This window comes from Micromonospora sp. NPDC048170 (assembly GCF_040652795.1).
Taxonomy (GTDB): domain Bacteria; phylum Actinomycetota; class Actinomycetes; order Mycobacteriales; family Micromonosporaceae; genus Micromonospora.
This window is the reverse complement of sequence record NZ_JBEZMR010000010.1, coordinates 18,612-43,059: the sequence shown is the minus strand read 5'-3', so window position 1 is coordinate 43,059 and position 24,448 is coordinate 18,612. Positions and strand designations below refer to the sequence as shown.

At 73.8% G+C, this 24,448-nt stretch carries 22 protein-coding genes; 10 read left to right on the top strand and 12 right to left on the bottom strand.

From position 1 onward, the window contains the following. Positions 1-16 precede the first annotated feature (16 nt). From AB0D32_RS15790 to AB0D32_RS15775, 4 genes are all read right to left on the bottom strand, one after another. Positions 17-694, bottom strand: coding sequence for a response regulator transcription factor (locus AB0D32_RS15790; protein ID WP_357090126.1), 678 nt, complete (start codon positions 692-694; stop codon positions 17-19). Further along, positions 691-2,373: a histidine kinase gene (locus tag AB0D32_RS15785; RefSeq protein ID WP_357090123.1), complete on the bottom strand. Its 1,683-nt coding sequence runs from the start codon at positions 2,371-2,373 to the stop codon at positions 691-693. Before AB0D32_RS15785 ends, AB0D32_RS15790 begins: the two co-directional genes overlap by 4 nt. A gap of 54 nt (positions 2,374-2,427) precedes the next feature. Further along, positions 2,428-3,165, bottom strand: coding sequence for a dethiobiotin synthase (gene bioD / locus AB0D32_RS15780; protein WP_357090120.1), 738 nt, complete (start codon positions 3,163-3,165; stop codon positions 2,428-2,430). Between the two features lie 164 nt (positions 3,166-3,329). Further along, positions 3,330-4,466: an 8-amino-7-oxononanoate synthase gene (locus AB0D32_RS15775; RefSeq protein ID WP_357090117.1), complete on the bottom strand. Its 1,137-nt coding sequence runs from the start codon at positions 4,464-4,466 to the stop codon at positions 3,330-3,332. 154 nt (positions 4,467-4,620) lie between these two features. Here AB0D32_RS15775 and bioB point away from each other — a divergent pair, with 154 nt between their 5' ends. The 6 genes from bioB (at position 4,621) to AB0D32_RS15745 (ending at position 10,607) form a co-directional block, all read left to right on the top strand. Next, a complete protein-coding gene (gene bioB / locus AB0D32_RS15770; RefSeq protein WP_357090115.1) occupies positions 4,621-5,616 on the top strand; it encodes a biotin synthase BioB in 996 nt (331 codons plus the stop codon). After that, complete coding sequence (locus AB0D32_RS15765) at positions 5,613-5,810, top strand: hypothetical protein (RefSeq protein ID WP_357090112.1); 198 nt, start codon at positions 5,613-5,615, stop codon at positions 5,808-5,810. Before bioB ends, AB0D32_RS15765 begins: the two co-directional genes overlap by 4 nt. A 5-nt stretch (positions 5,811-5,815) precedes the next feature. Next, complete coding sequence (locus tag AB0D32_RS15760) at positions 5,816-6,322, top strand: GNAT family protein (RefSeq protein WP_357090109.1); 507 nt, start codon at positions 5,816-5,818, stop codon at positions 6,320-6,322. A gap of 171 nt (positions 6,323-6,493) precedes the next feature. Beyond that, on the top strand, positions 6,494-7,453 hold the full coding sequence (locus tag AB0D32_RS15755) for a hypothetical protein (RefSeq protein WP_357090106.1): 960 nt from the start codon (positions 6,494-6,496) through the stop codon (positions 7,451-7,453). A 477-nt stretch (positions 7,454-7,930) separates the two neighbouring features. Beyond that, positions 7,931-8,707: an LPXTG cell wall anchor domain-containing protein gene (locus AB0D32_RS15750; protein WP_357090103.1), complete on the top strand. Its 777-nt coding sequence runs from the start codon at positions 7,931-7,933 to the stop codon at positions 8,705-8,707. A 334-nt stretch (positions 8,708-9,041) separates the two neighbouring features. After that, a complete protein-coding gene (locus tag AB0D32_RS15745; protein ID WP_357090100.1) occupies positions 9,042-10,607 on the top strand; it encodes an aldehyde dehydrogenase family protein in 1,566 nt (521 codons plus the stop codon). A 75-nt stretch (positions 10,608-10,682) separates the two neighbouring features. Here the strand turns inward: AB0D32_RS15745 and AB0D32_RS15740 are convergent, their stop codons facing one another. Next, entirely contained in the window at positions 10,683-11,534 is an 852-nt protein-coding gene (locus tag AB0D32_RS15740; RefSeq protein ID WP_357090097.1) for a GNAT family N-acetyltransferase, read from the bottom strand. Beyond that, a complete protein-coding gene (locus AB0D32_RS15735) occupies positions 11,531-12,361 on the bottom strand; it encodes a hypothetical protein (RefSeq protein ID WP_357090093.1) in 831 nt (276 codons plus the stop codon). Before AB0D32_RS15735 ends, AB0D32_RS15740 begins: the two co-directional genes overlap by 4 nt. Before the next feature lie 151 nt (positions 12,362-12,512). On the opposite strand from AB0D32_RS15735, the gene AB0D32_RS15730 reads away from it, so the two are divergent. Both AB0D32_RS15730 and AB0D32_RS15725 read left to right on the top strand, forming a co-directional pair. Beyond that, a complete protein-coding gene (locus AB0D32_RS15730) occupies positions 12,513-13,598 on the top strand; it encodes a phosphotransferase family protein (RefSeq protein ID WP_357090091.1) in 1,086 nt (361 codons plus the stop codon). Further along, complete coding sequence (locus AB0D32_RS15725; protein ID WP_357090088.1) at positions 13,598-14,812, top strand: acyl-CoA dehydrogenase family protein; 1,215 nt, start codon at positions 13,598-13,600, stop codon at positions 14,810-14,812. The genes AB0D32_RS15730 and AB0D32_RS15725 overlap by 1 nt, the downstream gene beginning before the upstream one ends. Before the next feature lie 182 nt (positions 14,813-14,994). Here the strand turns inward: AB0D32_RS15725 and AB0D32_RS15720 are convergent, their stop codons facing one another. The 6 genes from AB0D32_RS15720 to AB0D32_RS15695 all read right to left on the bottom strand — a co-directional run bounded on the left by AB0D32_RS15720 (position 14,995) and on the right by AB0D32_RS15695 (position 21,641). Further along, a complete protein-coding gene (locus AB0D32_RS15720) occupies positions 14,995-16,041 on the bottom strand; it encodes a LacI family DNA-binding transcriptional regulator (RefSeq protein ID WP_357090085.1) in 1,047 nt (348 codons plus the stop codon). Positions 16,042-16,126: 85 nt separating this feature from the next. After that, positions 16,127-17,560 (bottom strand): GH1 family beta-glucosidase, encoded by a 1,434-nt coding sequence (locus AB0D32_RS15715; protein ID WP_357090082.1) that lies wholly within the window; start codon positions 17,558-17,560, stop codon positions 16,127-16,129. Next, complete coding sequence (locus AB0D32_RS15710; RefSeq protein ID WP_357090080.1) at positions 17,557-18,399, bottom strand: carbohydrate ABC transporter permease; 843 nt, start codon at positions 18,397-18,399, stop codon at positions 17,557-17,559. The genes AB0D32_RS15715 and AB0D32_RS15710 overlap by 4 nt, the downstream gene beginning before the upstream one ends. Before the next feature lie 11 nt (positions 18,400-18,410). Further along, positions 18,411-19,382: a sugar ABC transporter permease gene (locus AB0D32_RS15705; protein WP_357090077.1), complete on the bottom strand. Its 972-nt coding sequence runs from the start codon at positions 19,380-19,382 to the stop codon at positions 18,411-18,413. Between the two features lie 157 nt (positions 19,383-19,539). Further along, a complete protein-coding gene (locus tag AB0D32_RS15700) occupies positions 19,540-20,832 on the bottom strand; it encodes an extracellular solute-binding protein (protein WP_357090074.1) in 1,293 nt (430 codons plus the stop codon). A gap of 263 nt (positions 20,833-21,095) precedes the next feature. After that, positions 21,096-21,641, bottom strand: a complete 546-nt coding sequence (locus tag AB0D32_RS15695; protein WP_357090071.1) for a plasmid pRiA4b ORF-3 family protein — start codon at positions 21,639-21,641, stop codon at positions 21,096-21,098. Positions 21,642-21,791: 150 nt separating this feature from the next. On the opposite strand from AB0D32_RS15695, the gene AB0D32_RS15690 reads away from it, so the two are divergent. Together AB0D32_RS15690 and AB0D32_RS15685 are read left to right on the top strand one after the other, a co-directional pair. Continuing rightward, a complete protein-coding gene (locus AB0D32_RS15690; protein WP_357090068.1) occupies positions 21,792-22,538 on the top strand; it encodes a pyrimidine reductase family protein in 747 nt (248 codons plus the stop codon). A 143-nt stretch (positions 22,539-22,681) separates the two neighbouring features. Further along, positions 22,682-24,436 carry an ATP-binding protein gene (locus AB0D32_RS15685; RefSeq protein ID WP_357090066.1) on the top strand — a complete coding sequence of 585 codons (1,755 nt, stop codon included), beginning with the start codon at positions 22,682-22,684 and terminating at the stop codon, positions 24,434-24,436. Positions 24,437-24,448: the final 12 nt, after the last annotated feature.

Sequence of the window (24,448 nt, the reverse complement as noted above, 5' to 3'; positions counted from 1 at the left end):
GCCGGGGCGGGGCGGGTCAGCCGGTCGGCTCGACCAGCCCCGCCTCGTACGCGAGGATCGCCGCCTGCACCCGGTTGCGCACCTCGAGGCGGGTGAAGACGCTCGTCAGATAGCTCTTCACGGTCCCCTCGACCAGATGCAGCCGGCGGGCGATCTCGGCGTTCGACAGCCCGGCCCCGACCAGTGCGAGGACGTCCCGCTCCCGCTCGGTCAGCCCGGCCAGCCGGTCCCGGGCCGCCGGCCGGCGGGCCATCCGGTCACCGCCCAGCTCGATCACCCGGCGGGCCACCCGCGGCGACAGGTACGCGCCCCCGTCGGCGACGGCGTGCACCCCGGCGATCAGCTCGCGCGGATCGCCGGCCTTGAGCACGAATCCGCTCGCCCCGTGCCCGAGCGCCCGGACGACGTGGTCGTCCTCGCCGAACGTGGTCAGCATGACCGTCGCCGTCTCCGGCACGAGCCGGCGGATCTCGGCGGCGGCGGTGAGCCCGTCCAGCCTCGGCATCCGGATGTCCAGCAGCGCCACCCGGGGCCGGTGCGCCCGGACGAGTTCCACCGCGACCCGGCCGTCACCGGCCTCGGCCACCACCTCGATGCCCGGATCGGTGGCCAGGATGGCCCGGACGCCGGCCCGGATCATCGCCTCGTCGTCGGCGAGGACGACCCGCACCGGGCCGGCCGTTTCGGTGTTCATCCGTCGATCCGCTCCTTGCTGACCAGTCGGCCCTCGACGAAGCAGAGCCGCCACGTCGGCTGGGCCAGGGGGAAGTTGCCGTCGGTGTAGTGCTCGCAGCCGGGGCGCGTCCCGGCGGGCGGGTCGAGCTGCCGCCGGGGCAGCCCGGTCAGCTCGGCACGCGCCGCGCCGACGGGCATCCGCGCGAAGGCCCCGTCGTCGAGGACCGTCCCGGCGGTGGCAACCGGGTAGTAGACCAGCGAGAGGACCAGCGCGAGTCCCACCGGGGCGCCGAGCGCCGTCAGCAGGCTGAGCCGGACCCCCCGACGGGCGTCACGCAGCCGCCGCTCGGCCTCGCCCGGCTCCTCCCCCGGCTGGCCACCGGCCGCAGGCCAACGGTCCGGGCCGGGAAACGAGGCGGGCAACGAGACGGGGAACGGGCTGGGGAGCGAGGCGGGGAACGGGCCGGGGAACTGGGCGGGGAACAGGTCGGGGAACAGGTCGCCCTCGGGCGGCGGGAGGGCATCGACTCCCGGGCGGCCGGTCACCGGCAGCCGGGCGCGCACGGCGAAGCCGCCACCGCGGCGGGGACCGGCCGTCAGGGTGCCGCCGGCCAGTCTCACCCGCTCGGCGAGGGCCAGCAGGCCGGAGCCGGTGGACGGCGGGCCGGGCAGCGGGCCGGCCGGTGGCGGCGCGTTGACGACGGCCGCCTCTACCTGGTCGCCGTCCCGGGTCAGGACGACGGTGACCGCCGCGCCGGGGGCGTACCGGGCGGCGTTGGTCAGCGCCTCCCGGACCACCCGGTGCACGGCGTGCCCGGCCATCGGCGGCAGCCACGCCAGGGCGTCCGCGCCGTCCAGGCGTACCGCCATGCCCGCCTCCCGGGCCCCGTCGACCAGCTCGGCGACGCTTTCGTCGGCCGGCCGGGTGGTCGCCACGCCGTCCGGTTCCCGGAGCACCCCGATGATCCCGTGCAGCCGCTCGGTGGCGGCGGCGACGCTGGCCCGCAGCTCCCCGGCCGCGGCCCGGTGCCGGGGTGGGAGATCGCCGGCCACCTCCAGGCTGGCGGCGCGCAGGGCGATCAGGCTCAGGTCGTGCCCGAGCGAGTCGTGCATCTCCTGGGCGATGCGGGCCCGCTCCCGCAGCCGGATCCGCTCGGCGGCACCCCGCCGCTCCCGGTCCCGCGCCTCGGCGTGCCGGCGACCGGCGTCGGCCAGGACAGCCTGCTGCCGCCGGTACCGCCCGACGAGCCACGGGAACACCCCGGCGAAGAGCAGCACCGAGGCGAGCAGGAACCAGGTGGCCGCGCCGGTGCCGAGCAGCCCCAGGTTGAGCGCGGTGCCGCCGGCCGCGAGCACGGCGAAGGCGACGGCCGCCGGGACGGCGGTGCCGCTGCGGCGACCGGTCAGGTAGCTGAACAGCGGGATCGCGAAGAGGAAGTTGCCGTCGAGCAGCGACCCGAGCACCACCACGACCAGGGCGGCCACCGGCCATCGCCGGCTGACCGCGACCGCGCCGGCGAGCAGCAGCAGCGCGCCGACCGTCAGGGCCGTGGCACGCCCCGAGTGTGGCGGGGTGACACCCGCGTACCCGATCGGGGCGGCGGTCGTCACCCACAGGAACAGGTCGGCGGTCCGGCGCCGGACGGCCGCCCGGGACCACCGACCGCCACCCACCCGAGCGGGCCACCAGCTCTTCACGGCGGCCACGCTACCCACGACCGACCTGCGCCGGCACCGACGAAAGTCAGGTGCTCAGCTGATCTCCTCGGCCCACGCGCGCCAGCCGTCGAGCACCCCGTACAGCGCCGGGGTCAGCCAGCCGGGCGCGGACCGGCGGAAGACCCCCGGATCCATCGCCCCGGTCCCGTCCGGCAGGGCGCCCATGAGGTTCGGCACCAGATCGGTCAGGTTGGCCCAGTGCACCAGCTCCGGCGTGGCCGGCCAGGCGCCGATCACCACGCCGGCCGGCACCGCCCGCCGGTCCAGCGCCTCCAGCGTCAGCGCGGTGTGGTTCAGGGTGCCCAGACCGGCCCGCGTCACCACCACGGCCGGGCAGCCCAGCGCCACCGCCAGGTCGGCCACCGTCCAGGGCTCACCCGAGGGCCGCAGCCCCATCGGTACGAGCAGACCGCCCGCGCCCTCGACGAGCACCAGGTCGTGCTTGTCCGTCTCCTCGCGGACCGCGTCGACGGCGGTGTACAGCTCCAGCGGCTCCAGCTCGGCGACCCGGGCCGCGGCCAGCGGGGCGAGCGGGTCGGGGAAGCTGGACAGGGTCCGGCCGGTCAGCGGGGCGGCCAGCCGGTTGACCGCGTCGACGTCGCCGGGCTCACCGCCGGCCGTACCCGTCTGGGCGGGTTTGACCACCGCGACCCGCAGGCCGGCCGCCTGCGCGGCGGCCGCGATCGCCGCGGTGACCGCCGTCTTGCCCACGTCGGTGTCGGTGCCGGTGACCAGCACCGGCCCGCGCCACGGCCCGCTGATCGCGCTCACGGTGCCACCTCGGCTCGCGACTGCGGGGCTCGCAAACCCGGCTCACTCCTCACGCTCACGGTGCTACCTCGGTTCGCGACTGCGGGGCTCGCAAACCCGGCTCACTCCTCACGCTCACGGTGCCACCTCGGCTCGCGACTGCGGGGCTCGCAAACCCGGCTCACTCACGGGGCACACTCCACGATGACCTCCAGGGCCCGCTCGAAGTCCGCCCGGGGGATGCCGGCGCCGATGGTCAGCCGAAGTCGGGACCGGCTGTCCGGCGTGGACGGGGGCCGGAAGCAGCCGACGGCGACCCCCCGGTCGCGGCAGTCGGCCGCCCAGGCGGTCGCCGCCTCGGGGCCGGGAGCGGTGACCGAGACGACCGCGCCGTCGGGGACGGAAACCGCGAGGCCGGCGGCGCCCAGCCGGCGCGTGGCCAGGGCGGCCCGGTCGGCCAGTTCCGCGCGCAGGTCGTCGCCGTCGCGGGCCAGCCCGACGGCGGCGTGCACTCCGGCGGCGACGGCCGGGGGCAGCGCGGTGTCGAAGATGAAGGTCCGGCCGGTCTCGATCACGTGCCGGACGAACTCCGCCGGCCCGGCGACCACCCCGCCCGCGCCGCCGAGGGCCTTGGAGAGGGTGGCGGTCACGACCACGTCGGGCTGGCCGGCGAGGCCGGCGGCGGCGACTCCCCCGGCGCCCGCCGGGCCGGTCACGCCGAGGGCGTGCGCGTCGTCGACGAGCAGCAACGCGCCGTGCTCCCGGGCGACGGCGTGCAGCCGGGCCAGCGGGGCGAGGTCGCCGTCGACGGAGAAGACCGACTCGGTGACGACCACGGCAGGCCGGCCGGGCGCGGCGGCGAGCGCGGCCCCGACCGCCGCGACGTCGGCGTGCGGGGTCACCACGGTCTCCGCGCCGGAGATCCGGCAGCCGTCGATCAGGGACGCGTGGTTGTGGGCGTCGGAGACGAGCAGCGTACGGGGCCGCGCCAGCGCCCGGACCGCCCCGAGGTTGGCCAGGTAGCCGGAGGAGAAGACGAGGGCGCGTTCGGCGCCGAGCCAGTCGGCGAGGGCGTCCTCGAGCGCGTGGTGGGCGTCGGTGGAGCCGCGCACCAGCCGCGACCCGGTGGCCCCCAGCCCGTACGCCGACAGGGCCCGCGCCGCCGCGGCGGTGACCTCGGGGTGGGTGGCCAGGCCGAGGTAGTCGTTGCCGGCCAGGTCGACCACGGCGTCGCCGGCGGCCCGCGGTCGCAGCCGACGGGTCAGTCCCGCCTTCGCGCGCAGTTCGGCACGGCGGTCGAGCGCCGCCAGCCAGTCCGCCACCGTCACCCCCACTGCCGCCCGCCGACCGTCGTCGGCCGCTTCCGCCGGGCGAAATTACCACCCATCGACCTACCCCCGGCGTGTCCACCCCCGGCGTCGGCGGCCGACACGCGGGCCGTTTCTCCCGGCCAGGCGGCCTTGTATGGTACGAGCCATGCCAGAGATCCTCGACCAGGCCCGAACCCAGGTGCTGGAGAACGGCGTCGGTCTCGACGAGGCCGGCGTCCTCGCCGTGCTGAACCTGCCCGACGAGCACCTGCCTGCCGCCCTCCAGCTCGCCCACGAGGTGCGGATGCGCTGGTGCGGCCCGGAGATCGAGGTCGAGGGGATCGTCTCGCTGAAGACCGGCGGGTGCCCGGAGGACTGCCACTTCTGTTCGCAGTCCGGCCTGTTCACCTCGCCGGTCCGCTCGGTCTGGCTGGACATCCCCTCCCTGGTCGAGGCGGCGAGGCAGACGGCCGCGACCGGCGCGACGGAGTTCTGCATCGTGGCCGCCGTGCGCGGCCCCGACGCCCGGCTGATGAAGCAGATGCGCGAGGGCGTCGCCGCGATCAAGGCCGAGGTCGACATCCAGGTGGCCGCGTCGCTGGGCATGCTCAGCCAGGAACAGGTCGACGAGCTGGTCGACATGGGCGTGCACCGCTACAACCACAACCTGGAGACCTGCCGCTCCTACTTCCCGAACGTGGTCACCACGCACTCCTGGGAGGAGCGCTGGGAGACCCTGCGGATGGTCCGCGAGTCCGGCATGGAGGTCTGCTGCGGCGGCATCCTCGGCCTCGGCGAGACGGTGGAGCAGCGGGCCGAGTTCGCCGCCCAGCTCGCCGAACTGGACCCGCACGAGGTCCCGCTGAACTTCCTCAACCCCCGCCCGGGCACCCCGCTCGGCGACCGTCCGGTGGTGGAGGGCAAGGACGCGCTGCGCGCCATCGCCGCCTTCCGGCTGGCCATGCCGCGCACCATCCTGCGGTACGCGGGCGGCCGGGAGATCACCCTCGGTGACCTCGGCACCCGCGACGGCCTGCTCGGCGGCATCAACGCGGTCATCGTCGGCAACTACCTGACCACGCTGGGCCGGCCGGCGACAGCCGACCTGGATCTGCTCGACGACCTGAAGATGCCGGTCAAGGCGCTCTCCGCGACGCTGTGACGACGAGCGTGGCGGGGACGTGGTGCGACCGCTGCGGCGAGGCCGTGGCCGTCGGATCGCACGACGGGTGCGCGGCGGCACGGGTGCTTGAGCCGCCGCGCTTCTGCGCGCACTGCCGCCGCCGGATGAAGGTGCAGGTCCTGCCCGTCGGCTGGGCGGCGGTCTGCGTCGAGCACGGCGAGATCCGGGGCTGAGGCGGATGCTGCGGGGCCGGGCGGTCACCCTGCGACCGGCGACGGCCGAGGACGTGCCGGCGCTCGCCGCGATCCGGGCCACCCCGCAGGTCCGGCGCTGGTGGCGCGGTGGCGACGACCTTCCCGCCGCAATCCGGGCCGACCTCGCCGACGAGGCCCTGTCGGTGTACGCCATCGAACACGACGGCCGGGTGGTCGGCGCGATCCAGTGGTACGCCGAGGACGACCCGGACTACCGGCACGCCAGCATGGACGTCTTCCTCGACCCGGCGGTACGCGGCGCCGGGCTGGGCGGGGACGCGATCCGCACCCTGGCCCGGCACCTGATCGACGAACACGGCCACCACCGGTTCACCATCGACCCGGCGGCGGCGAACACGGCGGCCGTCCGCGCGTACGCGAAGGTCGGCTTCCGCCCCGTCGGGGTGCTGCGCCGCTACGAGCGCGGCGAGGACGGGCGGTGGCACGACGGGCTGCTGATGGACCTGCTCGCCGACGAACTGGCCGACTGAACCGACGCCGCCGAAACCACGACCCGAACGTCCCCCGCCCCGGCGGGGGCGCACCGACCGCAGATCTTGGACAGTTGCCGTCCTCCGGGAACGGAAACTGTCCAAGATTCGTGAGCCGGACGGTCGGGGATACGGCAGTGGGGGTCGGGGTGGGAGGGGAGGGTGGTCGGGGTGTATCCCGACCTTCCGGCCGACGAGGCCGACGCGCTCGACTGGATGGCGTTCGAGCAGGCCGGCGTCGTCACCACCGCCCAGGTGACCCGGTCGCTGACCGGGGGCACCGTACGCGGACGCGTCCGCTCCGGGCGTTGGCGCTCGATCTGCCGGGGCATCGTGCTGATGGGCAACGGCCGGCTGACCCGGGACCAGCAGTTGTGGGTTGCGGTGCTCGCCGCTGGGCCCGGGGCCGTACTGGCCGGCCCGACGGCTGCCGCCGAGGCGGGCGTACGAGGGTTGCGGCGCGAACCCCTGCACGTCCTCGTGCCGGCGTACCGGCGGGCGGGCCGCACCGTGCTGGGCCGCCTGCCGATCGACATGCCGGCGGTCGTCGTACGTCGCGCCTCGGTGCTGCCGTCGGCGCATCTCCAGCTCGCCCGTCCACCACGTACCACCACCGCCCGGGCGCTGGTGGACGCGGCCGGCTGGGCCCGTGACGTCGGCCAGGCACAGGCGACGTTGGCGGCCGGCTGCCAGCAGCGGCGGGTCACGCCGGAGGAGTTGTCGGCGGTGCTGGCCGTGCTGCCCCGGGCTCCACGGCGGGCGTTGATCCGGCAGACCGTGGCCGACATCGCCGGCGGCGCGGAGGCGCTCTCGGAGATCGACTTCGTCCGGCTCTGCCGCCGGCACGACCTGCCCACGCCCCGCCTCCAGCAGCGGCGCACCGACGCCTCCGGGCGGACCCGGTGGCTGGACGCGTACTGGCCGGAGTGGGGGTTGCATGTCGAGATCGACGGAGCGCACCACATGGACGTCCGGCACTGGGCGGCCGACATGAGGCGCCAGAACGACGTCTGGACCTCCGGGGACCGCATCCTCCGCTTTCCGGCGTGGCTGGTCCGCGCCCGCCCCGACGAGGTCGCCGGCTCCGTCCGCCGCGCCCTGACCGCCGCCGGCTGGCGACCGACAAAGTAAATCTTGGACAGTTACCGATCGCGGGCAGCGGTAACTGTCCAAGATCTTCAGGGGGTACGGCTCGGAGCGACCGCCGAGGCGTTCCCGGCCGCGTCCACCGCCACCACGAAGAACTGGTACGCGGTCGGTCCGGTCACCGCCAGCGTGGTGCCGGTGGGCGGGCCGCCCCGTCGTGCCGGACGGGGCGCCCCGGGCCGCGCGGAGCGACCCGGGGACCGCGCGGAGCAACCCGGGCCCCGCGGAGCGACACGGGGGCCGCGCGGAGCGACCCCAGGACCGCCGGAGCGCCGTCGGGCCCGAAAACGTTACATCGACACGCCCACTGAGAGCGACGAATTCCCCCGCCGAGCCGAAGTGGGTGGCGCGTATCGGCAGCTCAGGCCAATCACCCGATGTCCAGGGCCGTCACTCACCGTGCGATCATGAGGCGCCCCCTCGATCAATTCCGGAGGAATCCTCATGGCACACCGTCGGCGCGTGGTGCGCACGGCCGTTTCCGCAGCCGCCGCCACCGCCTGCCTCGCCCTCGCCACCCCGGCCTGGGCGTCGAGCACCATCCAGATCAACCCGGACCACAAGGACGAGACGGCCGGCGGCTTCTCCACGCAGGACTGTGCCGACCCCCGGTTCGCGGGCCGTCCGGCGGACCACGACGGCTGGCACTTCGTCCTGCCCGGTGGCAAGGCCGCGGGCGACTTCGAGACTCTCACGCTGGCCTTCGAGACCGGCACCGGCAAGGTCACCGTCACAGTGCCGGACGCCGACGACGCCTACCCCGACGCCCTCTACTCGGCGGGGAACCGGCTGATCCACGCCTACCTCTTCACCCCGGCCGGCTGGACCCTGCTGGACGGCAGCGCCGTCATCACCGGCACCGCCGCCAAGTTCAACCTGAGCCACACCTGCGGGGGCACCGCGCCGTCGCAGTCGCCGAGCCCGACCCCGTCGCCGACCGTCTCGGAGTCGCCGCAGCCGTCGGAGTCCCCGTCGGAGTCGACCTCCCCGAGCGGGTCCGCCTCGCCGTCGGAGTCGGCATCGGTGTCGCCGTCACCGTCGGAGTCGACCTCGGCCTCGCCGTCGACACCGGCCACGGCCTCGCCGTCCCCGGGCACCGGTGGTGGCGGCGGCGAGGGTGGCCTGCCGCTGACCGGCGTGGCCACGACCAGCATCGCGCTGGGCGGCCTCGCCCTGATCGGCGGCGGTGCGCTGCTGATGCTGCGCCGTCGACGCGACAACGTCACCTTCACCAGCTGACCCACGCAGCGCCGACCGGCCGCCGGACACTTCGTCCGGCGGCCGGTCTTCATTTTGCGCCCCGGGGGCCCGCGGCGACGGACGCCCGGCGGGCGTCCCAGGCGCGCCGGACGCTCATCACATGATCCAGGAGCGTCCATGCAATCAACACGTACGCCCAGCTCAGAGGCCCGGACGACACCCAGCGGCACGCGGCGGGGCCGACGCGGCGCGAGGCGGGCGTTCCGGCATACGAGCGTACTGTTGCCGCACCGCTTTCCGGCGCGCGACAGTACGCCACATCAGCGGTGCCATCGACGTTGCCGCTCCCCCGGCCAACCCTGAGGAGAACGCGATGGCACTACGACTCGCCGACGGCACCGCCTGGTCCGACACGCTCGCCCGCGCGGTGGCCGCCGCACCGGAGGCGTTCGGGCCCCCGGTCGACGGGGTCACCACGCTGCACAACCTCGTCCGCGGTGACTGGCACGCGGTGGGCTCACCCAGCCCGGTACGCACCCCCGTGGACAACACCGTGCTCGTCAACCTCGCCCGCCTCGACGCCGACTCCGCCCGCGCTGCGGTCGCGCACGCCGCCGCCGCGCACCGGGCCTGGGCCGACACCCCGCTCGCCGAACGCAAGGCCCGCGTCACCGACGCCCTGGACGCGCTCACCGCCCACCGCGACCTGCTCGCCCTGCTGCTGGTCTGGGAGATCGGCAAGCCATGGCGGCTGGCCTGCGCCGACGTCGACCGGGCGCTGGACGGCGTCCGCTGGTACGTCGACGAGATCGACCGGATGCTCGCCGACGGCCGGGAGCCGCTGCCGGGGCCGGTCAGCAACATCGCGTCGTGGAACTACCCGATGAGCGTGCTCGTGCACGCCGAACTGGTGCAACTGCTCGCCGGCAACGCGGTCATCGCCAAGACCCCCTCGCAGGGCGGGGCGGTCTGCCTCACCGTCGCGCACGCGCTGATGCGCCGGGCCGGGCTGCCCGCCAGCCTGGTCTCCGGCGGCGGCGAGGAACTGTCCGAGGTGCTGGTCCGGGCACCGGAGATCGGCGCGGTGGCGTTCGTGGGCGGGCGTTCCAACGGTGGCAAGGTCGCCGCCGCGCTGCTCGACTCGGACAAGCGGCACTTCATCGAGCAGGAGGGCCTCAACGCCTGGGGCATCTGGAACTTCTCCCAGTGGGACCTGCTCGCCGGGCACCTCAGGAAGGGCTTCGAGTACGGCAAGCAGCGCTGCACGGCGTACCCGCGCTTCGTGGTCCAGCGGGACCTGGTCGACGAGTTCCTCGACGTCTACCTGCCGGTCGTACGCTCCGTCCGGTTCGGACACCCGCTCGCCGTCGGCGACGACTGGAACGCCGGTGACCCGCTGCCCGAGCTGGACTTCGGCCCGCTGATCAGCGCCGCCAAGGCCGACGAGCTGCGCCGCAAGGTCGACGAGGCGGTACGCGGCGGCGCGGTGCCGCTGCACCGGGGCAAGCTCACCGGCGCGCCGTTCCTCGACGGGCAGGACACCTCCGCGTACGTCGCCCCGTCGGTGCTGCTGGCCCCGCCCGGCCGGTCCCGGCTGATGCACGCCGAGCCGTTCGGCCCGGTCGACACCATCGTCGTGGTGGACACCACCGACGAGCTGCTGGCCGCGATGAACGCCTCGAACGGCGCGCTGGTCGCCTCGCTGGCCTGCGACGACGAGGAACTGGCCGGCAAGCTGGCGGTCGACCTCCAGGCGTTCAAGGTGGGCATCAACAAGCCGCGCTCCCGGGGCGACCGGGACGAGCCGTTCGGCGGCCGGGGCGCGTCCTGGAAGGGCGCCTTCGTCGGCGGCGACCTGCTGGTGCAGGCGGTCACCCAGGGCGGCGACGGCCGGCTCTACGGCAACTTCCCCGACTACAACAGCTACCCCACGACCTGAGGTGCAAGGAAGGGCACCCTGCCAACTAGCGATTGCAGGGTGCCCTTCCTAACACCCGGCGGCGACGCACCGGGCTCAGCCGTGCCGCGCGGACGCGCCCGCGACGAGCGGAACGGTCAGGGTCACCAGGCCGCCGTCCCGCCCGGTCGGGGTGGGCCGGCCGAGCCGCCGCACGGTACGCAGCATCGGGGCGTTCCCGGCGTGGACGTGCAGCACCAGGGCCGCGTAGCCGGCCTGCTCGGCGTGCCGGACCAGCCGACGCAGCAGGGCCGAGCCGAGGCCCCGCCGCTGCCAGTCGTCGCGGACCAGCAGCGCCACCTCGGCCTCGTCACCCTCGGCGAGCAGGTTCGCCATCGCCACGACCGGCTCCGCCGCCCCGGCGTCGGCGGCCGTGGCGAGCAGGGTCACGCCCCGGGCCGGCTCCAGCAGCCGGCGCAGCCGGGCCGGGGCCGGCATCGCCGCCCCGCCCAGGTAGCGGCGGTGCCGGCTGCGCGCCGAGCATCCCTCGTGCAGTTCGACCACGCCGGGCAGGTCGTCCGCGGTCGCCGGTCGTACGGCCGCCTCGGCGCCGTCGGGCAGCACCAGGGTGACCTGCTCGGCGGCCCGGCGTGCCACGGAGGCCGAGAGCTCGACCAGGGCCTGGGCCCGGGCGTACTCGGCCGGGGTGAAGCCCGGCACGGCGCGGTGCAGCGCGAACGATCCGCCGGCCGGGTCCGCCAGCAGCATGGTGGTGTCGGCGAGCCCGCAGCCGGGGCCGGCCGACGCGGGCCGCCAGGTGACCGTGTCCGCGCCGAGCAGGGCGCGCAGCGCCTCCCCGGCCGAGTCCGGATCCCGCACCAGGCGGGTGGCCAGGCCGAGCGCCCGGGTGGGCTGGTCGGCGAGCCCGCGCGCCTCGTCCACGGTCGCCCGGATCCGCCACAGCGTCATAATTCACTCCCTTCCCCCGTACGACCCTCGTCGGTGGCTGTTGCGGGCCGGTTGCCCGCGGGTGACGGCTCCGGTTCCGCCTCGGCGACCTGCGCCACACTGGCCGCCGCCCGGCCGGCCCGGCTCAGGGGTTCACGGCCACCGGCGGTGCCCCGACCAGGTCGAGCCGGTCGCCGAGGATCACCGCGGCGGCCCGGACGAGCTGCGCCAGCCGGTCCACCTCCGTGGCGTGGAACGCCGCCGCGGCCGGCGTTCCGGCGCACTGGCGGGGCGACCACCAGCACCAGGCCGGCACGGCCGAACGGCGCGACCGCGAAATGTCCGCCGGACGCGCTGATCGCCCGGGCGCGCAGCGGGGTCACCTCCGGCAGCGGCAGTGGTACGGGCGCACGCCAGCTCGCGTACCCGACGGTCGTCTCACCGGCCGTGCCGGTCCGCGAGGCCCAGTCCACCGGCACCACCGTGGCGACCGCCCAGTCGGCGGCGAGCAGCCCGGGGACGGCGTCGACCAGGGTGGCGACGCCCTCGACGGGGTTGGCCGCGACCTGGGCCAGCAGTTCGGCGTCCTGCCCGGAGGTGGTGGGTGCGCCGATCGCCCGCCACACCCCGTCCACCCGGACGCCGGGGATCGCCGCCAGCCCGGCGAGCAGCTGCTCGACCCGCGCCGCACCCGGCCAGACCACCGTGAAGTCGTCCACCGCCCGGCCGCCGAGGCGCTCCAGGACGACCACCTGGACGATGTCGGCACCCGAGATGCCCATGGTGCGCGCCACCTGACCGAGCGTGCCCGGACGGTCCGGCAGGGTGACCCGAACTCGCAGCAACATGTCTGAACCCTCCGCTCGGCGGGCCGGCACGGCTGGCCGGCAGGCTGGGCCCCAGCCTGGCCGGTGACCGTTTCGCCCCTGTTGCCGCGCCGTGTCCCGGGGGTCACGTCCCGACCTTGACAACCTGGCGGAGCTGCCATCAACTATCCGGATGACCGAGCCGGCCGTCGACGCGCACGGGCCGGGCAGCGCCCCTGCTCCCGCCGCCCCCCGAGGGCTGGATCTCGACCGGCTCGCCGGTCACCTGGCCCGGCACCGGCCCGATCTGGCCGACGGTCCGCTGCGGGCCCGGCTGATCGCCGGCGGCAAGTCCAACCTGACGTACCTGCTGGGTGTCGGCGAGCGGGAGGTGGTGCTGCGCCGCCCGCCGCTCGGGCACGTGCTGGCCACCGCGCACGACATGACCCGGGAGTACCGGGTGATCTCCGCGCTGGCGCCGACCGACGTGCCGGTGCCCCGCGCGCTGCTGCTCTGCGACGACGCCGAGGTGATCGGCGCGCCCTTCTACCTGATGGAGCGGGTGCGCGGCGAGGTGTTCCGCAGCCGCGCCCAGACCGACCCGCTCACCGCCGACCAGCGGCGGGAGTTGGCGCTGGCGATGATGGACACCCTCGCCGCGCTGCACGCGGTCGAGCCCGCCTCGGTCGGGCTGGCCGACTTCGGCCGGCCGGAGGGCTACCTCGCGCGGCAGGTCCGCCGGTGGGCCGGCCAGCTCGACCGGTCGCGCAGCCGGCCGCTGCCCGGCATCGAGGAGCTACGCGGCCTGCTCGCCGACACCGCGCCGGAGGGCGTCAACGCCGGCCGGATCGTGCACGGCGACTACCGGCTGGACAATCTCCTCGCCACCGTCGACCCGGTGGCCGTGCGGGCCGTGCTCGACTGGGAGATGGCCACCCTCGGCGACCCGCTGGCCGACCTCGGGCTGCTGCTGACCTACTGGGACGTGCTCGGCGGCAGCGACTCGGCCGTCGGCAACCCCGTCGCCGACGGGCTCGGCCCGCGCGCCGGGTTCCCCACCGGGTCGGAGCTGATCGAGCGGTACGCCGGGCGCGGCGACGTCGACGTCGGCCCGTTGCACTGGCACGTCGCGCTCGGCTGCTTCAAGCTCGCGGTGATCTGCGAGGGCATCCACTACCGGCACACGCTCGGGCAGACGCTGGGCGAGGGCTTCGACGGGATCGGCGACATGGTGGCACCGCTGGTCGCGCACGGGCTGACCGCCGCCAGGGAGCGTTGATGGACTTCGCCTACGACACCCGCACCGAGCAGTTGCGGGCCGAGCTGACCGCGTTCCTGGACGAACACGTGTACCCGGCCGAGGCGGTGCACGCCGCGCAGGTGGCCGCCGCCGGCGACCCGTGGGCCCGTTCCCCGGTGATGGCCGAGCTGAAGGCCGAGGCGCGCAGGCGCGGCCTGTGGAACCTCTTCCTCCCCGACCCGCGCCACGGCGCCGGCCTGACCAACCTCCAGTACGCTCCGCTGGCCGAGCTGACCGGGCGCAGCCCGCACCTGGCCCCCGAGGCGCTCAACTGCGCCGCGCCGGACACGGGCAACATGGAACTGCTCGCCGAGTTCGGCTCGCCCGAGCAGCAGGAACGCTGGCTGCGGCCGCTGCTGGAGGGCGAGATCCGCTCGGCGTTCTGCATGACCGAGCCGGAGGTGGCGTCCTCGGACGCGACCAACATCGCCACCCGGATCACCCGCGACGGCGACCACTACGTGATCAACGGACGTAAGTGGTGGTCGTCGGGGGCGATGGACCCGCGCTGCGAGATCTTCATCGTGATGGGCAAGACCGACCCGGGGGCCGACCGGCACCGCCAGCAGAGCATGATCCTGGTGCCGCGGGACACTGCCGGCGTCACGGTGCGGCGGGGCATGACGGTGTTCGGCTACAGCGACGCCGCGCACGGCGGCCACGCCGAGATCGACTTCACCGACGTCCGCGTACCGGCGGAGAACCTGGTCGGGGCGGAGGGCGCCGGTTTCGCGATCGCCCAGGCCCGGCTCGGTCCCGGCCGGATCCACCACTGCATGCGGCTGGTCGGCATGGCGGAGCGGGCCCTGGAGCTGCTCTGCCGGCGGGTGCTGGAGCGGGTCGCGTTCGGCCGGCCGCTCGCCGAGCAGGGCGTGGTGCGCGAGTGGATCGCCGAGTCCCGGGTGCGCATCGAGCAGGCCCGCCTCCTGGTGCTCAAGACCGCCTGGCTGATGGACACGGTCGGCAACAGGAGCGCGCACACCGAGATCCAGGCCATCAAGATCGCCACTCCCGCCATGGCCGAGTGGGTGATCGACAAGGCCATCCAGGCGTACGGCGGGGCCGGCGTCAGCCAGGACACCCCGCTGGCCGCCCTCTGGGCCCAGTCCCGCACCCTGCGCCTGGCTGACGGCCCCGACGAGGTCCACCGTTCCTCGCTGGCCAAGCGCGAACTGCACCACTGGAAAAACTGACCCACCCACCCCACCCTTCCCCCACCCCTCTCCCACCCGCGCGCCGCGCGGCGGCGTCGATCTTGCACTTTGCGCCCCGGCTATATGGAGAATGTCCAGAATGCCCGGGCATCAAGTGCAAGATCGACGAGGCGGGGGCGGGGGCGCGGGGTGGGGTGGGTGGGGTGGGGTGGGTGGGTGGGTTAGGCGGAGTGGCGTTCGATCAGTTGGGTGTCGAGGAGGATGTGGGGGGACGGGAGTTCGTCGCCGCGGATGCGGGAGACCAGCAGGCGGGCCATCTGCCGGCCCATCTCCTCCACCGGCTGGTGGACGGTGGTCAGCGGCGGCTCGGACTGCCGGGCGATCGCGGCGTCGTCGAAGCCGACCACCGCCACGTCCTCCGGCACCCGGCGGCCCGCCTCGCGCAGGGTACGCAGCGCCCCGAACGCCATCAGGTCGGAGGCGACGAAGACGGCGTCGAGGTCGGGGCAGACCTCCAGCAGCCGGCGCATCCCGGCCGCCCCGCTGCCCTCGCTGAAGTCCCCGTACGCGATCAGGTCGGGGTTGATCCCACCACCGGCGGCCTTCACCGCCTCCTTGTAGCCGGTCAGCCGGCCCAGGCCGGCGCCCATGTCCTGCGGGCCGGCGATGGTGGCGATGCGTCGCCGGCCCCGGCCCGCCAGGTGTTCCACCGCCCGTCGGGCGCCGCCGACGTTGTCCACGTCGACGTAGTACGCCGGCTGTGCGCCGGGTTGCAGCATCCGGGCCGGCCGGCCGCCGAGCACGGTGGGCAGGCCGCGCTCCTCCAGCAGGGTGGGCAGCGGGTCGGAGTCGTGCAGCGACAGCAGCAGAACCCCGTCGACGTGCTGGTTGGTCAGGTGGTGCTCGACGCGCTCCCGCTCGATCGGCGACTGCACCATGGCGAGCCAGAGCTGCAACGGGGTCTCCAGCAGCCCCGAGCTGACGCCCCGGACGATGCCGGCGAAGAACGGCTCGGTGAAGACCCGGTCACCGGATTCCGAGACCACCAGGGCGATGGAGTCGGTGCGCTGGGTGACCAGGGCGCGGGCGGCGCGGTTCGGCACGTACCCCAGCTCGGCGATGGCCTGCTGCACCGCGGCGCGCGCCTCGGGGCTCACCTGGGGTGAGCCGTTGACCACCCGGGACACCGTCCCGCGACCGACGCCGGCGCGGGCGGCGACGGCGTCGAGGGTCGGGCGCCCGAGCGACCGGGTGCGCTGCGTTGTCATTGTCTGCTCCTCCGACGGCGGGCCGGCCCCGGCGCCACCCCGTGCGGGGTGGCGCCGGGGCCGCCCGTTGATGGCTGGCCCCGGCCTATTGTGCGGCCAGACCGTTGCGTCGGATCACCTCGGCGTACCACCTGGCGCTGGACTTGGGGATGCGGACCTGGCTGTCGTAGTCGACGTGGACCATCCCGAACCGCTTGGTGTAGCCCCAGGCCCACTCGAAATTATCCATCAGCGACCAGGCGAAGTATCCGCGCAGGGGCACCCCGGCCTCGATCGCCTCGTGCGCGGCACGCAGGTGGGCATCGAAGTACGCCAGCCGGTCGACGTCGTCCACCTGCCCGTCGACCACCTCGTCCACGAAGGCCGAGCCGTTCTCCGTGACGTAGAGGGGCAGGTCCGTGTACTGCTCGTGGACCCGGCGCAGCGTCTCCACCAGCCCGGGGGCGTCGATCTCCCAGTTCATGTCGGTGACCGGGACACCCCGGGTGACGAACCGGACGTCCTCGCTGCCCGGCCAGCAGGACGGCGCCCGCCAGTACGGCTCCGGCTCGGCGCCGGGGACCGGGGCGGCGACGACGTGCCGGCTGTAGTAGTTGACGCCGACCATGTCCAGCGGGGTGGAGATGGTCGCCAGGTCGCCGTCGCGCACGTGCCCGAAGTCGGTGACCCCGGCGAGGTCGGCCATCAGGTCCGCCGGGTAGGACCCGCGCAGCAGCGGGTCCAGGAAGAACCGGTTGGCCAGGCCGTCGATGCGCCGCGCGGCGTCGACGTCGGCGGGCGCGTCGCCGGCCGGGTCGACCGGGTAGAGGTTGACCGTCACCCCGACCTCGGCGGTCGGCCGGGCCGCACGCAGCGCCCGCACGGCGAGGCCGTGGCCGAGCATCAGGTGGTGCCCGGCCCGGACGGCCTCCGCGCCGTCCGAGCGGCCCGGCGCGTGCGCCCCGGAGCCGTAGCCGAGGAACGCCGAGCACCACGGCTCGTTGAGCGTGGTCCAGTAGCGCACCCGGTCGCCGAGCGCGTCGGCGACCAGGGTGGTGTAGTCGGCGAACCGGGCGGCGGTGTCCCGGGCCGGCCAGCCGCCGGCGTCCTCCAGCGGCTGCGGCAGGTCCCAGTGGTAGAGCGTGAGCCACGGCTCGATCCCGTGTGACAGCAGCTCGTCGACGAGCCGCCGGTAGAAGTCGAGCCCCTCGGCGTTGGCCGGGCCGGTGCCGCCGGGCTGCACCCGCGGCCAGGAGACCGAGAAGCGGTACGACTTCAGCCCCAGCTCGGCCATCAACGCGACGTCGGCCCCGAGGCGGTGGTAGTGGTCGCAGGCCACGTCGCCGGTGTGCCCCTCGACCACCCGGCCGGGGGTGTGGCTGAAGGTGTCCCAGATCGACGGGGTCCGGCCGCCCTCGGCCGCCGCGCCCTCGATCTGGTACGCGGCGGTGGCCGCGCCCCAGAGGAAGCCGGGCGGGAAGGTCAGCGGCGGACGGTCGTCGAGGACGCCGACGGCGGGCGGGCTGGCGGGGTTGCTCACGACTTGACGGCGCCTTCCATGATGCCGCCCACGATCTGGCGGCCGAACACGATGAACACGATCACCAACGGTAGGGTGCCGATCGCCGTGGCGGCGAACACCTGTGAATAGTCGGTGTAGTAGGCGTACGACAGGAAGGCCAGCGAGACCTGGAGCGTCGGGTTCTCGGAGGTGAGCACCGCGTACGGCCACAGGAACGAGTTCCACGTCTCCATGAAGGTCAGCAGGCCGAGCACGGCGGCGGCCGGGCGCAGCGCGGGCAGCACGATGTTCCAGTAGATCCGGAAGGTGCTCGCCCCGTCCATCCGGCCCGCCTCGATCAGCTCGTCGGAGATGGCCTGGCTGGCGTACTGCCGCATCATGAACACGCCGAAGGCGCTGACCAGGAACGGCACGGTCACCGCGTAGAGGGTGTCGAACCAGTTCAGGTCCTGGATCATGCCCCAGAGCGGGATGAGCCCGAGCTGCGTCGGGATCATCATGGTGACGATGATCGTCAGCAGCAGGGCGTTGCGGCCCCGGAAGCGCAGCTTGGCGAAGGCGAAGCCGGCCAGCGAGCCGGTGATCACCACGGAGATCGTCACGATGCCGGAGACGATCACCGAGTTGAGCAGGCCGGTGAGGAAGTTCGCCGCGTCGTTGTCGAGCACCCGGCCGAAGTTGCCGCCGAACGACCCGGCGGGCGTGACCGGCGGCGGAACGTCGTTGATCGAGTCCAGGCTGCGGGTGGCGATGACCACCATGTAGTAGAACGGGTAGATCGAGAAGAGCGTCGCCAGGACGAGCGCGACGTAGGTCAGTGGGCTCGTGCGCCACAGGCGCCGGGATGCCGAGTTCATCTCCGCGTTCCTCACTTCACCGTGCGGCGGACGAGCAGGAAGTTGATCCCCGAGACGAGGGCGATCATCAGGAACATCGCCCAGGCGACCGCGGCGCCGTAGCCGGCGGTGTTGAGGTTCTCGATGCCCAGCTCGTACATGTACATGGCCAGGGTCTGGAACTCGCGCTGGTCGCCGCCGATGATGTTGCCGTTGGCGAAGACGAGCGGCTCGGTGAAGAGCTGGAGCCCGCCGATGGTGGAGAGGATCACCACGAAGACGAAGGTCGGCGTGAGCATGGGCAGGGTGATCCGCCAGAACTGCTTCCACTGGCTGGCGCCGTCGAGCGACGCCGCCTCGTACAGGTCGCGCGGGATGGCCTGCATGCCCGCGAGCAGGATCAGGGTGTTGTAGCCCGTCCACCGCCAGTTGACCATGGAGGCGATGGCGGTCCACGAGCTCCAGCGTTCGGCGTCCCAGTCGATCGCGTCGATCCCGACGAAGCTGAGCAGCCAGTTGATCACGCCGAAGTCGCGCTGGAAGAGCATGCCGAAGACGATCGCCACGGCGGTCACCGAGACCACGTTCGGCATGAAGATCGCCATCCGGAACAGGGTGCGCGCGCGCAGGAAGGTGCGGTTGAGCAGGTTCGCCAGGAACAGGGCGAGCAGCAGCTGCGGAATGGTCGACAGCAGGAAGATGCCGAACGTGTTGAGGGTGGCGTTCCAGAAGTACTCGTCCTTGACCAGGGCGACGTAGTTGTCGAACCCGATGAAGCTGTGGTCGCCGATCAGGTTCCAGTCGTGCAGGGACATCCAGGCGGTCCGCAGCATCGGGTAGAGCCCGAAGATGCCGAAGACCACGAAGAACGGCGCGATGTACAGGTACGGCGAGTACTTCAGGTCCAGCCGGGTCAGCGCGTGCGACCGGGACCGGCGCCGCGAGGGCGGGCGGGGTGGCGGTGCGGCGGGCGACGGCGGCGCCGTCGTGGCCGAGAGGCTCATGCGGGGTCCTTTCCCGGCGTCGGCGCGGGCGCGCGCCGACGCCCAGGCGCTGGTACGACCGACGGGACGGCGCCGGTGGCGTCCGGGGGCGTGCACGGGGACGGCGCCGGTGGCGTCCGGGTGGGTGGACCCGGACGCCACCTGGCGACGAGGTGGGTCAGAAGGCGCCCTGCGTCTTGGCGTCCTTGGCGAACTGCTCCCAGGCCTTGTCCTGCTTGGCCTGTCCCTGTTCGTACGAGCGCAGCGCCGGCTCGAACGCGTTCTCCTTCACCGCCTGGTGCTTCGGGCCGAGGTGCAGCGGCTGGATCTTGGCGACGCTGTCACCGAAGATCTTGCCGGTCGGCGCGTTGTTGAAGTACTCGTTGGTGTAGGCGAGGAACTCCTGGTTCTTCAGCGCCTCCAGGTTGGTGGGCAGCGGGCCCTTGAGCTTGAACGCCGCCACCTGGCTCTGCGCGTTGGTCAGGTACTCGGCGAGCTTCGCCGCCTCCTTCGGGTACTTGCTCTGGGTCGGCACGCCGAGCCAGGAGCCACCCCAGTTGCCGGCGCCGCCGGGCACCGGGGCGACGTCCCACTTGCCCTTGTTCTCGGGGCCGGAGTTGTCCGCGACGATGCCGAGCATCCAGGACGGGCAGAAGGTCGCCGCGAAGGTGCCCTGCTTGAAGCCGGCCGACCACTCCGGCGACCAGGTGGCCGTCTCGGCGGTGATGTTGGCGTCGGCCATCGCGACCGCGGTGTCCCAGGAGGCCTTCACCGCCGCGCTCTTCTCGGCGACGACGTTGTCGTCCTTGTCGTAGAACAGGTCGCCGCCCTGCTGGAACATCACCGCGCTGGCGGCGGTGGTGACCGAGTCGAGCAGGCCCTTGCCGGTGGCGGTGCGGTACTTCTTGCCGGTCTCGATGAAGCCGTTCCAGTCCGGCCAGAGCGCCGCGACCTGGTCCCGCTCGACCGGCAGCTTGGCCGCCTCGAAGAGATCCCGGCGATAGCAGACGGCGAGGCTGCCGACGTCGGTCGGCAGGCCGATCAGCCGGCCGTCGGGCGCCTTGCCCAGCTCCCACTTCCAGGGCAGGTAGTCCTTGCTGTGGTCGGCGACCAGCGGAGCGAGGTCGGCCCAGTTGGCCGGGTTGGCCTTGAACTCGTTGAGGATGCCCTCTTCGAGGGCGACCACGTCGGCCGCGCCCTTGCCGGTGGCGAGCGCCCGGACGATCTTCGGCCGGTACTCGTTGAGCTGCGCGGTCTTGCGCAGCTCGACCTTGATGCCGGTGTCCTTCTCGTACTGCTTGATGATCTCGTCGTAACCGAACTCGCCGAACGTGTCGACGACCAGCTTGGCGGGCTTCTCGCCGGCCGCCGGCGCGTCGTCGTCCTTGCCGCAGGCCGCGAGACCGCCGATGGCGGTGAGCGCGGCCAGTGCGGCAGCCGCCATGCGGGTACGCCGCGTGGTGAGGCTCATCGGAGACCCCTCTTTCGGTGGTGAGGCTGACTCGGGTGTGGTGGGGGGTGCGCGCCCGTCGGTGCCGGAACGGCCGGCGGCCGACGACCGGAGCGGGGCGGCGGGTGAGTCGTGCCACGTTCTCGGGAGCGCTCCCATGAGATTGCCGGCGGGTGCCAGAGGTGTCAATAGGCTTATGGGAGCGTTCCCAGATCGTTACCGCGAGTGCGCCCGGCCCGATCGTCGGATGTCGCGGGCCCGCCCGCCCCGGGCCGGATTCCCGGTCAGCAGAAGCGGCGCAGCAGGGTCCCGGCCCGGTCGGCGTCGAAGGCGTCCGGGTCGAACCGGGCACCCACCCAGTCCCGCATCTCCGCATGCTCCGGGTGGCCCGGATCCGCCAGCGCGGCCAGCAGCGCGAGGTAGCCGGCCGGACCGCCGACGCCCTCCGGCGGGCACGCCCGCTCACCGTCCAGGCAGGACGGGTACCGCTCGTCCGGGTCGGCCGCGAAGACGTCCTCCACCACCAGGTCGTGTTCCCACCAGTCGCCGAAGTCGTACGTGTAGTGCAGGCGGCTGCCCTTGCCGACCACCGCGTCGAGCCGGAAGTCCAACCCGTCGCGCAGGGCCAGTTCGCCGTCGGGGTCGCCCTCGCCGTACTGGCGGCCCTCGATCTCGAACGAGTGCAGGTGGCAGTCCCGCCAGCCCATGCCGTGCTGCACCACCCGGTGCAGCCGGTCCAGGGTGTAGCCGCCCGGGACGAGCACCCGGCGCCAGACGGGCGGTCGGACCCCGGCCAGGGAAATCTTCAGCTGGAAGATCTGACGCGGCATGTTGTCCCATCCTTGCTCGGCATAGGCTGCGGGCATGATCTGCCGAGCGTGCCGGGCCAGGCGGCACGACGACTGTCCGGGGCGCAACTGGTGCGACTGCCAGCACCGTACCCCCCGGCCCACCCCTCCGGTCACCGGTCCGGCCGGCGAATGAGCGTCGGAATCCCGGTTTCGGCGCTCTGGCCGGCACCCTCGGCGCGACCGCTGGACGACGCCGCGCTCACCGCGCTCTACGGCCGGGCCGAGCGCCCCCACCTCCGGATGAACTTCGTGACCAGCATCGACGGCAGCGTCGCCGTCGACGGCTACTCGGCCGGGCTCTCCGGCGAGCCGGACAAGCGCGTCTTCGGGCTGCTGCGGATGCTCTGCGACGCCCTGCTCGTCGCCGCCGGCACGCTGCGGCACGAGGGCTACCGGGCGGTACGCCTCGACGAGCGACGCCGGGCCTGGCGTCGCGCGCACGGCCTGTCCGCGTACCCGACGCTCGTCGTCGTCTCCGGTTCGCTCGACCTCGACCCGGCACAGGCCGCGTTCGCCGACGCGCCGGTGCGGCCCGTGGTGCTCACCCGCGCCGGCGCCACGGCACCGCCCGGCCTGACCGAGGTCGCCGACGTGGTGCGCTGCGGCGACGACCGGGTCGACCTCGCGGCGGGCCTGGCCGAGCTGCGCCGCCGCGGCCTCGACCAGGTGCTCTGCGAGGGTGGGCCGCACCTGTTCGGCGCGCTCACCGCCGCCGACCTGGTGGACGAGGTCTGCCTCACCGTCGCCCCGCTGCTCGCCGGCGCGGGCCCGGGGCGGATCACCGCCGGCGACCCGAGCCAGGTACGCCACCTGCCACTGCGGCACGTGCTCGCCGCCGCCGACGGGGTGCTCCTGCTCCGCTACGCCCGCGACTGACCGTGGCCGGGCGGCCACGCTGCGGCCGGCGTCCGACGCCGTGCCGTGGCGTCCGCCGCGTCGCGTGGCAACCTGTCGTACTCCTCGGGCAGGATGCAGGGCGTGTGCCCCGACCGCGACGACCAGCCGACCGGAGTTGCCCGATGACTGACGACGGGTTCGACGGCCCGGGCGAGGTGGTCGGCCGGGTGCTGGGCACCGCCGACGCCACCCCCCTCCAGTTCTGGACGGCGGTCGCCCCCGACAGCTACCTCCAGCTCGACGACGTCGTGGTGACCCGGCGGGAGCTGCCCAACCGCGAGCCGGTGACGATCGCCGGGGTGGTCACGCAGGTGCGCGCCCGGCACGAGGGCGCGCAGTTCGACTCCGACGTCTTCGCCATCGCCGACGGCACGCTGCCCGCCCAGGTGCAGGAGGCCGCCGAGATCACCACCACCCGCGTCGACCCTGAGCTCTACGTGCCGCCGTCGCCGGGTGCGGTGGTGCACCGCGCCGAGGGTGACGCGCGGGCCCGGGCGCTGCACTTCGACCGGATGGAGCGGCGCATCCCGATGGGCATGGGCCGCGACGGGGTGCCGGTCTACCTCAACGCCGACTTCCTCGACGGCAGCCGTGGCGCGCACGTGTCGATCTCCGGCATCTCCGGGGTCGCCACGAAGACGAGCTTCGCCACCTTCCTGCTCTACTCGGTCTTCCGCTCCGGCGTGCTGGGCGGCGACGCGGTCAACGCCAAGGCGCTCATCTTCAACGTCAAGGGCGAGGACCTGCTCTTCCTCGACCACCCCAACACGCGGCTCGACGACGCCACCCGCGCCGCGTACGCGAAGCTCGGCCTGGCCGCCGGCGCGTTCCCGGACGTACGGGTCTACGCCCCGCCCAGGGTCGGCGACTCCTCCGGCACGCCCGACGTGAGCAGCCGGCTCACCGGGGTCGACAGCTTCTACTGGACGCTGAGCGAATTCTGCGCCGACCGCCTGCTGCCCTACGTGTTCGCCGACGCCGACGACGAACGCCAGCAGTACACGATGGTGGTGCACTCCGTCGCCGCCCACCTGGCCCGCTACGCCCAACCCGCCGACGGTGGGGTGAGCATCGACGGGGTGCGGCTCGGCTCGTACGCCGACCTGGTCGACCACGTCGTCGAGCAGCTCAACGACGACGAGACCCGCTCCGACTGGGCCGGCAGCGCGGTCGGGCTGGGCACGGTCAACGCGTTCGCCCGCCGGCTGATCGGCAGCAAGAAGGACCTCTCCCGGCTGATCCGGGGCGACCTGGCCGCCCGTCGCCCGCACTCGATCAACACCGCCGAGAGCGCCCAGGTCACCGTCGTCGACCTGCACAACCTGCCCGACCGCGCCCAGCGCTTCGTGGTCGGCGTGACGCTCAAGAGCGAGTTCGAACGCAAGGAGAAGGCCGGCACCGCCAAGCCCCTGCTCTTCGTGGTGCTCGACGAGCTCAACAAGTACGCCCCCCGCGAGGGCTCCTCCCCCATCAAGGAGGTGCTGCTCGACATCGCCGAGCGGGGCCGCTCGCTGGGGGTGATCCTGGTCGGCGCCCAGCAGACCGCGAGCGAGGTGGAGCGGCGGATCGTCACCAACTCGGCGATCCGGGTGGTCGGCCGGCTCGACCCGGCCGAGGCGTCCCGCCCGGAATACGGCTTCCTGCCGCCCGCCCAGCGGCAGCGCGCACTGCTGGCCAAGCCGGGCACGATGTTCGTCAACCAGCCCGACATCCCCGTGCCGCTCTGCCTGGAGTTCCCGTTCCCGGCCTGGGCCACCCGGGTCTCCGAGGCCGGCCGTGCCCCGTCCGAGACGCTCCGGTCGATCACCCAGTCCGCCGACCCGTTCGCGGTCGTCGGCTCCGGTGGCGGCACCTCCGACGACGACATCCCGTTCTAGGGCACCCGGTGG

What these genes read in the sequence shown, in the direction of transcription:
- bioB (WP_357090115.1), top strand. Translation starts at nt 4,621, where the DNA reads ATGCCAGAGATCCTCGACCAGGCCCGAACCCAGGTGCTGGAGAACGGC.
- AB0D32_RS15695 (WP_357090071.1), bottom strand. Translation starts at nt 21,641, where the DNA reads ATGCCGCGTCAGATCTTCCAGCTGAAGATTTCCCTGGCCGGGGTCCGA.
- AB0D32_RS15700 (WP_357090074.1), bottom strand. Translation starts at nt 20,832, where the DNA reads ATGAGCCTCACCACGCGGCGTACCCGCATGGCGGCTGCCGCACTGGCC.
- AB0D32_RS15790 (WP_357090126.1), bottom strand. Translation starts at nt 694, where the DNA reads ATGAACACCGAAACGGCCGGCCCGGTGCGGGTCGTCCTCGCCGACGAC.
- AB0D32_RS15685 (WP_357090066.1), top strand. Translation starts at nt 22,682, where the DNA reads ATGACTGACGACGGGTTCGACGGCCCGGGCGAGGTGGTCGGCCGGGTG.
- AB0D32_RS15690 (WP_357090068.1), top strand. Translation starts at nt 21,792, where the DNA reads ATGAGCGTCGGAATCCCGGTTTCGGCGCTCTGGCCGGCACCCTCGGCG.
- AB0D32_RS15720 (WP_357090085.1), bottom strand. Translation starts at nt 16,041, where the DNA reads ATGACAACGCAGCGCACCCGGTCGCTCGGGCGCCCGACCCTCGACGCC.
- AB0D32_RS15735 (WP_357090093.1), bottom strand. Translation starts at nt 12,361, where the DNA reads ATGTTGCTGCGAGTTCGGGTCACCCTGCCGGACCGTCCGGGCACGCTC.
- AB0D32_RS15760 (WP_357090109.1), top strand. Translation starts at nt 5,816, where the DNA reads ATGCTGCGGGGCCGGGCGGTCACCCTGCGACCGGCGACGGCCGAGGAC.
- AB0D32_RS15745 (WP_357090100.1), top strand. Translation starts at nt 9,042, where the DNA reads ATGGCACTACGACTCGCCGACGGCACCGCCTGGTCCGACACGCTCGCC.
- AB0D32_RS15730 (WP_357090091.1), top strand. Translation starts at nt 12,513, where the DNA reads ATGACCGAGCCGGCCGTCGACGCGCACGGGCCGGGCAGCGCCCCTGCT.
- AB0D32_RS15740 (WP_357090097.1), bottom strand. Translation starts at nt 11,534, where the DNA reads ATGACGCTGTGGCGGATCCGGGCGACCGTGGACGAGGCGCGCGGGCTC.
- AB0D32_RS15705 (WP_357090077.1), bottom strand. Translation starts at nt 19,382, where the DNA reads ATGAGCCTCTCGGCCACGACGGCGCCGCCGTCGCCCGCCGCACCGCCA.
- AB0D32_RS15725 (WP_357090088.1), top strand. Translation starts at nt 13,598, where the DNA reads ATGGACTTCGCCTACGACACCCGCACCGAGCAGTTGCGGGCCGAGCTG.
- AB0D32_RS15710 (WP_357090080.1), bottom strand. Translation starts at nt 18,399, where the DNA reads ATGAACTCGGCATCCCGGCGCCTGTGGCGCACGAGCCCACTGACCTAC.